Annotated in this window: 12 protein-coding genes; 3 read left to right on the top strand and 9 right to left on the bottom strand. The window is 46.7% G+C overall.

What is annotated here, in order from left to right; translation table 11 throughout:
* The 4 genes from AC5JLP_RS33530 to dnaX all read right to left on the bottom strand — a co-directional run.
* Positions 1–402, bottom strand: a 402-nt coding sequence (locus AC5JLP_RS33530; RefSeq protein WP_496072218.1) for a hypothetical protein, incomplete at its 3' end; no start/stop codon positions are given.
* Positions 386–601, bottom strand: a complete 216-nt coding sequence (locus AC5JLP_RS33525; RefSeq protein WP_496072217.1) for a hypothetical protein — start codon at positions 599–601, stop codon at positions 386–388. The genes AC5JLP_RS33525 and AC5JLP_RS33530, both read right to left, overlap by 17 nt.
* Before the next feature lie 158 nt (positions 602–759).
* Positions 760–1,707: a DNA polymerase III subunit delta gene (holA, locus tag AC5JLP_RS33520; RefSeq protein WP_496072216.1), complete on the bottom strand. Its 948-nt coding sequence runs from the start codon at positions 1,705–1,707 to the stop codon at positions 760–762.
* Positions 1,704–3,152, bottom strand: coding sequence for a DNA polymerase III subunit gamma/tau (gene dnaX, locus AC5JLP_RS33515; protein ID WP_496072215.1), 1,449 nt, complete (start codon positions 3,150–3,152; stop codon positions 1,704–1,706). Before dnaX ends, holA begins: the two co-directional genes overlap by 4 nt.
* Before the next feature lie 152 nt (positions 3,153–3,304).
* Between dnaX and AC5JLP_RS33510 the strand changes: the two genes are divergently transcribed.
* Both AC5JLP_RS33510 and AC5JLP_RS33505 read left to right on the top strand, forming a co-directional pair.
* Complete coding sequence (locus tag AC5JLP_RS33510) at positions 3,305–3,868, top strand: hypothetical protein (protein WP_496072214.1); 564 nt, start codon at positions 3,305–3,307, stop codon at positions 3,866–3,868.
* Positions 3,865–4,533, top strand: a complete 669-nt coding sequence (locus AC5JLP_RS33505) for a hypothetical protein (RefSeq protein ID WP_496072213.1) — start codon at positions 3,865–3,867, stop codon at positions 4,531–4,533. Before AC5JLP_RS33510 ends, AC5JLP_RS33505 begins: the two co-directional genes overlap by 4 nt.
* Positions 4,534–4,665: 132 nt before the next feature.
* On the opposite strand, the gene AC5JLP_RS33500 is transcribed toward AC5JLP_RS33505, so the two are convergent.
* Both AC5JLP_RS33500 and AC5JLP_RS33495 read right to left on the bottom strand, forming a co-directional pair.
* Positions 4,666–4,968, bottom strand: a complete 303-nt coding sequence (locus tag AC5JLP_RS33500; protein WP_496072212.1) for a type II toxin-antitoxin system RelE/ParE family toxin — start codon at positions 4,966–4,968, stop codon at positions 4,666–4,668.
* Positions 4,958–5,185 (bottom strand): addiction module protein, encoded by a 228-nt coding sequence (locus tag AC5JLP_RS33495; protein ID WP_496072211.1) that lies wholly within the window; start codon positions 5,183–5,185, stop codon positions 4,958–4,960. The genes AC5JLP_RS33500 and AC5JLP_RS33495 overlap by 11 nt, the downstream gene beginning before the upstream one ends.
* A 207-nt stretch (positions 5,186–5,392) precedes the next feature.
* Here AC5JLP_RS33495 and AC5JLP_RS33490 point away from each other — a divergent pair, with 207 nt between their 5' ends.
* Positions 5,393–8,467 (top strand): helicase-related protein, encoded by a 3,075-nt coding sequence (locus AC5JLP_RS33490; RefSeq protein WP_496072210.1) that lies wholly within the window; start codon positions 5,393–5,395, stop codon positions 8,465–8,467.
* 184 nt (positions 8,468–8,651) lie between these two features.
* Here the strand turns inward: AC5JLP_RS33490 and dnaN are convergent, their stop codons facing one another.
* The 3 genes from dnaN to AC5JLP_RS33475 all read right to left on the bottom strand — a co-directional run bounded on the left by dnaN (position 8,652) and on the right by AC5JLP_RS33475 (position 12,048).
* Positions 8,652–10,253 (bottom strand): DNA polymerase III subunit beta, encoded by a 1,602-nt coding sequence (dnaN, locus tag AC5JLP_RS33485; protein ID WP_496072209.1) that lies wholly within the window; start codon positions 10,251–10,253, stop codon positions 8,652–8,654.
* A gap of 272 nt (positions 10,254–10,525) precedes the next feature.
* Positions 10,526–11,089: a hypothetical protein gene (locus AC5JLP_RS33480; RefSeq protein ID WP_496072208.1), complete on the bottom strand. Its 564-nt coding sequence runs from the start codon at positions 11,087–11,089 to the stop codon at positions 10,526–10,528.
* Positions 11,090–11,427: 338 nt separating this feature from the next.
* A complete protein-coding gene (locus tag AC5JLP_RS33475; protein ID WP_496072207.1) occupies positions 11,428–12,048 on the bottom strand; it encodes a hypothetical protein in 621 nt (206 codons plus the stop codon).
* Between the last annotated feature and the right edge of the window lie 421 nt (positions 12,049–12,469).

Raw genomic sequence — 12,469 nt, 5'->3', positions numbered from 1 at the left:
AAGTAGCGGTCTCCCTACTTTACTCGACCCACCATTCTTTGACGCACTACCGAAATTTGTTTGTCCGAGGATTAAGGGAGCGCTGCGATCGCTGGTCCAGGCAAAGGCTAGATCGACTGGCTCAAAGTTGGCGATTTGGGCTGAAAGGATGATGGCTTTTGCTTCAGCGCTGACTAAGTTACCGCCTAGAGGAATGATCAGGTTCTGAGCTTCCCAAGTCAGTCCTAATGCTAGACCCACTTCGTAGGGCAAAACGTTGACGCTAGATCCGGTATCAAGTAAGCCAACAAGCTGGAGGGAAGGACTTTGACGGGTGAGCTTGATGGGAATGTAAGCGAAGGCACTGAGCGCCCCCATGCGTGGGTCACTTTCAGTGAAGGGAAGCCTAATTTTCTGAACCATTTTTGCGAGACTGATGCTCTGCTAAAGCTTGGGTCAAAATGGATGCCGCTGCCGCCGATGTCCGTAGTGTCGTAATTTGAGCCTCTTGTTGGTCTTCTCTTGAGGCGGCAATCGTTTCAATACCCTGGAGGATTTCGCTCAAGGAGACTTCAGCAGGTAGGCTGTGAATAAGTTGGAGAACAGTTTCTTTGTCGCTCATGGCTGTTGATGGCGTAGAAGGCTGTTGATGGCGTAGAGTTGCGTATGCCCCATTTTAATGCAGTTTTCTAATACTTTGCATCAGGCTTAACCACTCCTCTTGATTCCCCTAGCACCTTCACTGGCAGGTATCTCAGCAGAAGACTGGCGATGAACAGGCTAGAACAACTGCGCGATCGCCAGCAGGGATGGCATGATGGCGTTTGTTTGGACAGCACCTTGCTTAATCGACATTTCCAAATCCACCAGTTTGGTTACTGCCTGAATCAATGTTCTGAGGGGCGTTTTTGCGACATCTTGCCGTAAGTAGTAAAGCCGATTGGGATTCCCCACGTTGCACAGCTGAGCAATTTCAGTGTTGTTCTGGATACCACTCGCAAGCGCACTTTTAACCCATAACCAGGTTCTAAACTGGGTCAGTAGAGTCGCAACCATCACCAGCATTGGTTCAGAGCGAGCCAGCAACTCATCGATCAGACGCATCACTGCTTCACTTTCCCCGTTGCGAACTGCCTCCGCTAGTTGCAGATTGCTCTGAGTCTGGCAAGGGATCAGGCTTTGTACTTCCGCAAGACACACGGGCTGACCATTTGTATAGATTGCTAGTTTACGGAGTTCTGAAGCAGCACGGGTCATGTCATTGCCGATCGCCTCTGCCAGATATGCAACAACATCTTTGGGCAGTCGTAGTTTCATCTGCTTTGCTTGAGAGGCGATCGCCTCTGCGATCAGATCTGTACGCCAGGGCGGAATTAATGAAAGCTCGAAACACTGACCGTACTTGAGCAAATGCTTGTAGATCTTGAGCCGTTTGTCTACGTTGGTTGCCACAAATACAAGAGTTGTAGAATCTGGCACCTGAGCAGCTTGTTGCAAACTTTCTAACTGGGCATCACCCCACTGCTTAAAATTGCAGTCTTCTACGACCACAAGCCGTTTACCACCACTGAGCGAGGGTGTTCGTGCCGCACTCATGGCTTGCTCTAAAGCACTGGCAGGGAAGCGATGATAGCAAAGCTCTAACCACTGCGGGTCAAGTTCTGCTTTGTAGTGCTCTAGTTTTTGTCGGATAGCAAACTGATCATCTCCAGTCAACAGAATAATCATACTGATCTCCCATTTTTGCTGGCTGTGAGCGTTCTGATCAATACAGTCATAGGCTTCGGGTTGTGGGTAACTCGCTGAAGCATTCGGGCGATCGCCTGCTGATTCGCTTCAAACTTCGCAAACGATGCAGGGGCAACTTCCAGAATTGCCTTCGTTCCTTGTAGCTTGGTCAGGCGTGCCTGAGCCAACAACTTTTGAGTTCCTGGTTTAGCCGAGGCTACAACTTTTTGCCAGAGAGCTGCTAAATCAGTAGGCTTGTGAACTGCGGTTACCGAAGCTGTCTCAGAGATTGCTTTACGGCTGTGCCCATTTTTGCCTACTGGCTGCTTTACATCTGGAGAGCTAAAGGGAATCGATCTCAACATCGGCATCAAGTTCAGCAGACATGTTTCTAGCCAGACAGCCGCGTTAGTTGTGTTGCGAAGATAGCTCTCTGCTTTCTGTAATTGAGCCAGCGATTGATTGAGTGCATCAAAATCCCAATGAGTCAAAATCGCCTTCAATTGGCTATGGTTGGCAGGGCTGGTAAGTAGGTCTGTTGCCTGGGGAGCCGCTTTGAGGATCAGCAGATCTCGGTAGGTTTGGAGCAAGCTGCTGAGAATTAGTTTGGGCGTTTTGCCAGAATCAACCAGCGTTCGGGCTGATTGAAGGAGTTGAAAGGTATCGTTCGTGGCGATCGCCTCCAGCACTATCAGCAGGTCTGTCGCCGTAACGCCACCCGTCATTTCAATCACATGATTCGCTGTAACCGCTTCACCTAGCAGGCTAACCTGACCCAAAAGCTGAAGGGCATCCCGTAAGCCTCCTTCTGCAAATCGGGCGATCGCCATTAAAGCGTCAGCACTGACAGCGATCGCTTCGGCATCCGCAATCTCCTGAAGGTGCTCGGCGATCGTCTGAATTGAAAGCGCACGAAAATGAAACACCTGACAGCGACTCACAATCGTCGGCAATACTTTATGCACTTCCGTTGTGCAAAGAATGAAGACGACATGGGGTGGTGGCTCCTCAATACACTTCAACAGAGCGTTTTGAGACTGGGTGGTTAACATGTGGCTTTCATCAAGCAGGAAAACTCGGTAACGTCCGATAGCTGGAGCAAAGCTGCTGCGCTCAATCAAGGCACGGGCATCATCCACCCCATTGTTAGAAGCTGCATCAATCTCACTCACATCCAGGCTATTGCTGGTTTCAATTGATCGGCAAGATTGACAGGTGCCGCAAGGTTCATCGGTAGGTTCGTCAAAACTCAAACAATTGAGAGACTTAGCAAAGATACGCGCAGTGGAGGTTTTGCCAGTGCCTCTAGAACCTGTGAAAAGATACGCTGGGGCTATGTGCATCCGGTTGATAGCATTGGTCAAAGCGGTTTGGACGTAGGGTTGTCCAACCAGCCCTGCCAGGGTTTTAGGGCGATATTTTTGATGTAAGGCGATAGTCGGCATGGTGATATGGGTTTAATGATCAATGGCGTTAGCGCAGCCTTCTGCAGGACTCGCCCCTAGTCAGGGGCAGCTTGCTCCAGCAGCGATAGTTTAAATGGTCAACACCCTAAAAGCCTTATGATGAGAGCCGTTGTTAAACTCCGCTTGCTTCGTTGAATTGCACCATTCAGCTGCTTCAAGTTCAAGACCAGCAGGTCATCGATGCCATCCTGACAGAGGTGACTGACAAGCACCTTGAGGATGCCAGAACTCTTTGGGAGCCGATCTTGGAAGGAAGCGGTCAAGACGACGAGTATTGGAACTGGGTAGGTAAGAGCCGTCGGTCTAAGTTGCTCCCAGGTGATGAGCTGTACGCGATCGAGTGCGAAGGGATCACCCAAGGGCTGATGATGCTTGATGTCTTAAAAAAACGGTGTCTGATTGAATCTCAGTTGCAGCGGCGGTTAGTCTACATCAGTGCTTTGACAACCGTCCCCTGGAACCGACCTGTCATCACAAATCCTCCGACCTACAAGGGCATTGGGGGTAATCTGGTGGATTTCGCAGTCGCCCGCAGCTACGCATTGGGTTATCAAGGCAGAATCGGGTTACATGCCCTGACCGGTGCGCTAGGATTTTACAGAAAGCTGCGCCTTGGACTGCTCGATTGCGGTCCTGATCCTGAAGAACCCGATCATCTCGTTTACTTCGAGACTCTAAGGATGGATGACCCATGACTCAATCGATCCCTGCCGAACCGAAAGCCTCACCCAGTGAAGGGAATCGCCATCAACGCCTGATGGAGTTGATTGAAGCAGAGGACGCTGCCAATGGAGAAGTGGGTTGTGGACGAGATTCGGGGAACAGAATTTCAGGCTTTTTCAGCACCCGTGAAATTGCGCTTGAGGACGAAAAACTGAAGCGTTTTTTGCAAGAGCATTTAGGACACATTTTGAGGGAGCCGGATTTTGATGCCATCGCCACTCAGATTCAACGCCAGCTTGAGTCTTTGCTTATTCCGACTTTGAGTCAGTCCTTAGGTTCTGAGCCTTCGCCAGCTTCAACAAACGTCACAGCACATGTTCCAACAGAAACACTCAAAGAACTGTTTCAGTCACAGCTTGCCGAGTTGTGTTCTGAAGCTGCATTAGAACAACTGATTCAGTTTAGTCATCAGATCATCTACAAAGCCATCCTTCGACCCCGGCATACCTGGTCTAGTCCGATTTGGGTACTGAGAAGCGAGACGCAGATCTACATTGCTCAGGCAGCAGGGATTGAGGAGGCGATCGCCAAAGTCCAGACCCAGCATCCCCAGGAAACTGGAAAACTGGAAGTGATCACAGTCGGAGGTATTCTGGCACCCGATCAAGTGATTTCCCTGGATACAAATTTGTTATGACGTTCTCATCCTGAGAGAACTTTCTAAGATAGGACTAATGATTAGTTGTAGCAGCAACGAGTAACTTTAACATCCCTACAAACCAGCTTTATTCTGCCGCTGCAGCGGTTTTTCTGCTGCGCCCAGTCAATTCTATGGCAACCGACTACGCCATTTCTTTGGGTCTTGAGAACAGTGGAAAACTGCGTAGATAATAACTGTAGTATCTGAATACTCATAGAAAACAACGTAAGGGAAGCGCCGAACCACCCCCCTTCGATAGCTTTCGTGAACGATCTGATACATCCCTGGACTTCGCCGGATGGACTGAATACAAGCATCGACACAACGAAGAAACTCTTCGCCCAAGCCAAGCTCCTGATCCTCATACCAGACATAAGCTTGGGCTGCATCTTGTTCCGCGTCTGGCAGAATAATGAGATTTCTAAGCACCATGCTGCCCGTTGCGAATTCGCTCCTTAGCTGCTTCCCATGAACTGCCTGAATTAGGATTATGCGAGTAGGCAGCCTTTCTCTTAGCCAGTTCTTCTTTTTGCCAATCAAGCACGGGAATTTGCTCTGGAACTTGGGCGATGCTGTCCCATAAGTCTTCTAAAAGCTGCAACTTTTCCGAGAGGGTTAACTCAAAAACTTGAGTGAAATCTGTATTCATGCTGACCTCGTCAAAGATTAGGTGCCTTGCTCCTAGTCTACCACTGGCAGCAATATTGCCTACTCAGTAACGTTTAGGGGCTATTTGACCTACCGCCGTGTAAGCAAATCTAATGGTGACCATTGACGATCTTGGGATAGGTAGTCTAAATTATGTATACCTATCCAGGTAGGCTTAATTTTAGTTCTCAAAACTTAGGAGTTCGTTATGTCCTATCACTTGTTCGAGATCCCTTCCGTGAGCGGTCATCATGCAGATCTGGTTCTTGCAGATCCAGATAACCCGAATGCACCTGCTTACTCTCACTATGCTTTTACCATCGGTACTCCCGCGAACCCAAACGAATTGACGCAGCGTCGGGGAATTCCATTGGGCAGCTTTCGTGATTGGGAAAAATTGTCTGGCAATTTTAATATTGAGGAGATGTTAACTCCAGAGAAGGCATATCTTCCTGGAGGAAGTGTGCTTGAGGAAAAAGACTTGAATCCGGCGTTTCAAGCTAACACTGCGATGCGGCTTGGTGCACTGGAGCTACTTGCCAACATATTTTCGGGTCGAATTACTGCTAGTGACAAAGATCCTTTTCCCCATCAGTTGGCACTGCAACAACACATGAAGGCTCACCTGAAGACTCATCAGGCAGGATCTCAACGTCTCCTGATTGCTGACGAAGTTGGACTTGGGAAAACGATTGAGGTGGGTCTGGTATTGCGAGATTTACTCGTTGCCCAGGGTTATTCCAAACCACTTCGTTGTCTTTATCTGACAAAGGGCGGACTTCTAGACGATGTCAGACTAAAGCTCCAATCAGTGATTCCTGGTGCAGACGGTGAAAGTATTGTTCAAGTTGAGAAAGCTTTTGTTGAATATGGCACTCGCACTGATGGCATTCACATTGCCAGTATGGATGCCGCAAGACGTTATGTAAAAAAAGCACAAAAGAAAAGGCTACCTACAGGAGTTAAACCTGAGATTTTAATTATTGATGAAGCACATCATTGTGCAAGCGAAGATGAACTGACTAGCCCACAGCGGATTGGACTGAAAGCGACAACAAGAGCTTATGAAGCGGCTTATCAGATGATTACTGGAGAGTTTTGGCAGGATTCCGCTCCTCCGAAGTTGGTCATCTTCATGAGTGCTACTCCATTTCGCTCCAAACCTCAATTCATTAACTTGCTGCGTCTTCTCACAAATAAGACGTTAGAAATTGAAAATGCCTATTCACCTCAGTTAACCGACAGAGAACTTGTTAAAGTTTTAGGTTCCGATGACTCGTCTACGGCAGTCATTTGGCGGCAGCAGGATGATGTTCGTAGCTGGTCTGATAAACGCCTATTCCCGAAATTGACGATCGAACGTCCGTCTCTTCAGACAAGCGAAGCCTATTTGCAATTGATTGAAGATATTCGGGAGAAAATTAAGGAGGTTCACAACAACTACGGCGAAAGATTTGGTGGATTTGCAATTCGACAACTTGAAACAAGATTGACTAGTAGCACTATTACTGGAGCAATGTGGCTATTCCGTTGGTGTATCAAGCATCAGGATTGGAAAAATCAAGATGAATATAGGCAGGATACATCCGCAAGTACAGAAAATCTTCGCAAGCTGATTAAAGGCATTTCTCAAAAGCTCGCTGCCTATGATGAACGCAATAAATCTGGACACGTTACAGTTTCTTTTCCCAGCGATGATTTCTCATTCGATGCAAAAAGCTTAGGTCAACCATTACCAGGTAATAAAATAATCGATATTTATCGATTTAACGAAAAGGTTTGTAGAGGCGATGATGAAGATGCTACTTTTGTTGCTGCTAATGAAGAGATTACAGAACTAACAGAACTTGCGCTAAAGCTTCTGAACTTTGCAGATTTTCATAGCGAAGATGAAACTGGGGTAGAGAATGTTAAGCTCACTTGGCTTAAAGATGTACTGGCAAAACATCCTGAATCAAAATTTTTGGTTTTTACAGAGAGCCTACAAACCTGCGAGATCATCATCAAAGCCCTTCCAAGAGAAAGTGAAAAATTGACTGGAGATATGAGCCTTGCTCAGCGAGAGGAAGCTGTTGCTAAATTGCGTGATGTGAATAGCCCTGTAAGAGTCCTGGTAGCGACTTCAGCCGCAGATGAGGGGTTCGATTTTCAAGTCGCAAACCGTGTCATCCACTGGGATTTGAGTCCAAATCCGGCAGTGCTCATGCAACGCAATGGTCGTGTTGCTCGACTAGGACAAATCTCAGATGTTATTGCTTACTATCTGATTATTGCTGGAACGCATGAACAACGGAGAGAACAAGCCTTAGTTGATCGATTCACTAAACTTGGAATTACAGATGAAAGAATGCGCCTAAAAATTCTAGGTTCTCTGAGCATCGAACAGGAGGAGAAAATTTTTCAGGATATCGAAGAAGAGGAATTTTCATTGATTGACGACATTCTCAAGCAGGCTGAAGCTGACCAAAAAGATATGGAAGAGAAATTAGGGGAACTTCAAACAAAACTTAGTGAGCAATGGGTCATTAGCCGCGAACAATTAGCAGAACGGCTTAGGAGGTGGATGGAATTAGGACTACCTGGTGTTGATCAAAGTCATGAACTCACCTTTAGTGATAAAGAGTGGAATCGCCCTGTATTTCGTGATGAAGGTACAGTGATGGAAACTGCCCAGGCTAAAATTGCTGTCATCAAAGGCAGGAAATTCACGTTTGATCCGGAATTCAAAGTATTTGGCAGAGAAAAAGAAAATATCCTGCTAGCAGGTCTGTATCCTTGGTTTAAGAATGAATGGGAAGGAGTAATAGAGCATCGTCCGCTTCCGCGCAATGCTGATCCAATTGGTCGCCTTGCTTGCTCTCTGGCTCGACAACGTAAAGCAGACTTTACAACAATTTCGGCAAACCAGTTGTTTGAAGCATTCCCTAATTTACGAGATGCTCAGTATCTCCTATTTGTCACTCACCCGCTTCGTGAAGTAGAAAATCATACGTCAGCTAGCACTGATTCTTACTTAACGTTCTATGCTTTCAGTAGCGACTTATCCCAGCCTAGTAATCCTCAAGGTGCATCAGCCAAAGACGTTTACCAAATGATTTCCCTGTTAGAGGAAGATGCACTTAAACCAGGTTCACCATCCCTAGAAACTGCTGTATTTGAGGTTGCAAAAGAGGCAAGTAAAAAACTTACAATGTGGCTGGAACAGTCCAGAAAGCTTGGGGGCCTGACCAAAAAGTCATATTTTCTCCCTATTCCAGTAACACTTGTTGCAGTACTTCCCTAAAAGAGTACGGGTTTGAATAGTGGCGATCGCTTACACAACTCTTTGAGTGGCGATCGCTCTACTATTAACGTCTACAGTAGCGGTCTTCGCTTGATCAAAGGGCTGCGTTTGCAAGTCAAGGATGGAGTGCACAGTCCACTCGATCCTTGCCCCCTATATGGCTGCAACAACTTAATCTGATTGCTTATAGCGTTTCCGGCTCCCGTGAGGTACAAACTAGAGGCTCAAACCCTTGCCCTGTAACGTCCCATCTGTACCTCATCCGACAGAGAACCGCTATATAGAGAGGAAAGAGAAAGTGGCGCATGTCCATCTCTAGCTCCGGATTGTTGAAATCTCCAGCCGGAACCAGCATTACCGGGTAATCCGGTTGCTTCAAATGCATCTTGATCCCAGAACTAGGAATCGCTTTAACCGCTTCTCCCAGGTATTTAAGATTGAATTGGATATCCAACGTCATACCTATAGGAATATGAGCATTAATCGTTTCATCTCCCTTACCAAACTCCCGTTCGATCGAAAGGTGAATTTGTTGAGTCGTTCCATCAAAGCGAAACTGAATTCCTCTTTCCTTTTTGTCAGTCAGCACCGATAACCGTTCCAACGCTTTGAGTAGTCCTGATTTCTCCAGCACCACTTCTTGATCAAAACTGTAGCGTGCCAACAGTTGCTCACAGTCTGGGTATTGCCCTTCAATGCACTGGCAGCTCAAAATAATGTCTTGCCATGCAAAACTAGCGCGGGTTGCCTCTGCATCGTACAGCAGTTGAATCGAGTCAACAGAATCAGCCAGGTTACGAATCAGTTCCTTCAGCGCTTTGCCGGAAATCGGAAACTGGGTAAGTTCATCGGCTCTCGATCGCTTACATCGTTTTCTGCTAATGCCCTCCGTTGATAATTCTGCGATTCCTACGGAGAGCTTCGCTAACGCCACTCGATGTCCATCTGTTGCAATGAATTTCAGGGCATTTTGCCCAATCTGAATATAAACACCTGTCAAAATGCGCTTAGTTTCATCCGTGCTAATCGCATACAGCACCCCTTTCAGTCCTTCTCTCAACACATTGGTCGATAGGGGAACTGGAGCTGCTTTGAGTGTGGCAATGGGCGGAAATTCCTCAGCCGGAATCCCTCGAATCTCATACTTCCCATCAGCATCTGACAATGTAATAGAGCAAGTCTTAGTCAGTTGCTCCTCTTCCGACGCTGGCTTTGTGACCTGCGCCTGACTGTTGAGCGTGATGTTGCCTATTGGAAACTGTTTGACCATCCCTGAGAGCATCTCAACAGGCACCGTAATCTCACTGCCCAAAAGCACCTGTGCCTCAAAGCTTGCCTGAAGCGTCATTGCCAGATCGGTCACAGTCAGATGAACCTGTTGAGCGTTAGCATCTGCCACTACCAACACATTTGCCAGCACTGGATGGTTAGGCTTTGCTGGGGCAGCACAACTTGCGATCGCCAGCGCATCATGAAACTGACTCTGCGAACAAACCACCTGCATCCCTTGTTCCGTTGTAGGTGTGTCCTTTGGCTGCGATCGAGCTGCCCGTTTTCTCGATGACTTCTTGGGCACAGACTCTGCCGATACTTCAGTCTCAGCAGACTTTTCAGGCTCATCAACGGTTGCTTCCGTTTCACTCCCCTTTGATGTGTCGGTAGGTTGCTCTAGAGAAGTGAGTGTCTCAGGAACCCGCTGGGCGATCGCAGCTTCAGAAGTCGGTTGCTCAGTCTGCTTTTTTTGCTTTGCAGTCTTGCCCCTCGATCGTTGTAATGCTTGAGTCATGATCAGTGGCTTTGCTTGAATGGTCGTCGAAGGATGCCTGCGTTAGCAGATGAGAAATGCCAAAGACCCTATGGCTCAGGCTTCTTATCAGAATGATCAAATTTCTTAGGGTATAGTACGGAGCCGAAACGCCGTTAAGTATTCCCTAAGTCATCAAGGTTGTTGGAAGCAGATCATCATGGGTGAATCCGATACGTGGCTTCTGGCAGTTGGTTTTACTTAGGGAATACTTTGAAGTGATTCCGTCTAGAAGTATTCCCTAAGTAAAAGCCCTATGGCACAACCAGAATCCGTCGCCGAGCACGGCTGGCTCCGACATACCATAAGCGATTGTGCTCTTTCACCTTTGCCAGCAAGTCTTTTACCGTATCATCACGCTCAGGGTTAAGCCGTTTGCTTAAATCCTGCCCATCGACACCACACTCTAGAAACGTACTCCCCTGGCTATTGTGAACCGTAATGGCAAAGCAATTTCGCACGTTGGCAAACTGTTCTAAATGGTGATAATAATCGCGCCACAGGAATGGATTACGTTTGGCGATCGCCAGTAACCTGCTGGTTTCAGCATCAAACCTGTTCTGCTCATCTTCATGCAAAGCATAGATTTGACGTGATACGCCATCATCCGTTGCAACCTTTAACCTCCAGGCTTCGTAATTGCTGTATCGATCTTCTGAAAACTCCTGAATCGTGAACTCCGTTGAAGTGGAAAAGATAATCGTTTTACTATCGGGAGCTAAAACCGGATCGCGCGTGATCAGCCGTTCACCGGGAATAAACCGAAAGGCAGTCTTGCCATACAGGTGATTGCGGATCTGCTGGTTATAGTAATCCACTTGAGCGTTTGTCCAGCTTAAAATTCTGAAGCAATCAGGATTCTGGGTAAACTCGCCAGAGATTTTCTTGAAGGCATATTTGAGGAAATATCACCCAAGTCAAGACTCAGCATCCCAGGAAACTGGAAAACTAGAAGTGATTACAGTCAGAGATGTTCTGGCATCTAATCAGGTAATCTCTTTAGATACAAACCTGTTATAACGTTCTCATCCCGAGGAAACTTTCCAAGAGTAAGCCTAACGGTACTGTTTAGCGGTTGCTGAAACCTCTACACCCTTACTAGCAGCTTAATTTAATCCGTTGCAAGAGCGTTGTTGGGCTGCGGGTCTTGGTAATTTTATCTGTTCGATCCACAGTTCCTTTCCTCGGCAGAGGTTAGATTGAATACAGTTACGGTTCCCGGCGGAAATGTGTTGCTTCGTAGCCGAAAGTATGCTTGTTCTGCAACTTCTGGAAAGGTTCTGTAGTATATCAACGACGGATCGTAGCTAACTCCACCTTGAGCAGGATGAGAATAGCCTTCTAAATGAAGCATCTCATGCAGTACCAGTTTGCCCAAAACAGTTTTGAAGTTGGCAAGCCCAGTGCCGTTCTGTGGGAAAAATCCACCGACATTCTGTTGAACACTAAAAATGTATCTATAAATGTTTATGCGAATTTGTCTCCCTGGGTATCTTGAATCGCTATCTGGAGCAAACCCATTGTAATTTTCTAAAATCATTTCCTCTGTTGGTCCACTAATTACAAGAGGAGCCGTTGACGTAAACTTAAAGTCTGCATTCTTTAAATACTTATTCATAGCAGCACCATTGAACGAATAGCCGTCTACCGGTGCGTTCGCGTTGGTAAGCAGATTAGCTTGATGCCGAAGTGGTTCACCAAATGAATTGACTAGAGTTAACATCGAATCCATCAAATGTGCATAAAAGCTGTTGCCCAGCACAATGGCATCTTGCATTCTGTCAATCTATTCGCCTTCAATAGTCCAATTTTTCATTGTAAACTGCATCTAGATACCTCCGTAAAGTGTAATTCTGTTGTGAGAAGTCCAACTATTAATAGACAGAAAATTTACGCCTAAGATCTCGCAGTGGGTGAATAGGCGGAATGATTCGGCATAACACCCCAAATTTCATGCTTAGTTAGAACCTTTCTGAATACTACTCTTCTGAAGGTAAATATCCGGACTCTTTCTGCACCCTTTCAAATTCATTGCGGAGATGGGCAGATGTTGTATCGGACACACCGTATCTATTCCTCCACACTCATAATGCAACAGCGCCATTTTAGTCTACTATTCTTGGCAGTCCGTGGTAATTTCTTATATAGAACCCATTTGAGATCTCAAGGGGAGGCAGCAAGCCGCTTCAGCATCAGCC

This window comes from Stenomitos rutilans (genome assembly GCF_059505485.1).
This window is presented reverse-complemented; position numbering and strand designations above follow the sequence as displayed.

Excerpts from the sequence above, each read along its gene's own strand:
- AC5JLP_RS33495 (WP_496072211.1), bottom strand. The coding sequence starts at position 5,185 with ATGAATACAGATTTCACTCAAGTTTTTGAGTTAACCCTCTCGGAAAAG.
- AC5JLP_RS33475 (WP_496072207.1), bottom strand. The coding sequence starts at position 12,048 with ATGCAAGATGCCATTGTGCTGGGCAACAGCTTTTATGCACATTTGATG.
- AC5JLP_RS33505 (WP_496072213.1), top strand. The coding sequence starts at position 3,865 with ATGACTCAATCGATCCCTGCCGAACCGAAAGCCTCACCCAGTGAAGGG.
- dnaN (WP_496072209.1), bottom strand. The coding sequence starts at position 10,253 with ATGACTCAAGCATTACAACGATCGAGGGGCAAGACTGCAAAGCAAAAA.
- AC5JLP_RS33490 (WP_496072210.1), top strand. The coding sequence starts at position 5,393 with ATGTCCTATCACTTGTTCGAGATCCCTTCCGTGAGCGGTCATCATGCA.
- dnaX (WP_496072215.1), bottom strand. The coding sequence starts at position 3,152 with ATGCCGACTATCGCCTTACATCAAAAATATCGCCCTAAAACCCTGGCA.
- holA (WP_496072216.1), bottom strand. The coding sequence starts at position 1,707 with ATGATTATTCTGTTGACTGGAGATGATCAGTTTGCTATCCGACAAAAA.
- AC5JLP_RS33525 (WP_496072217.1), bottom strand. The coding sequence starts at position 601 with ATGAGCGACAAAGAAACTGTTCTCCAACTTATTCACAGCCTACCTGCT.
- AC5JLP_RS33500 (WP_496072212.1), bottom strand. The coding sequence starts at position 4,968 with ATGGTGCTTAGAAATCTCATTATTCTGCCAGACGCGGAACAAGATGCA.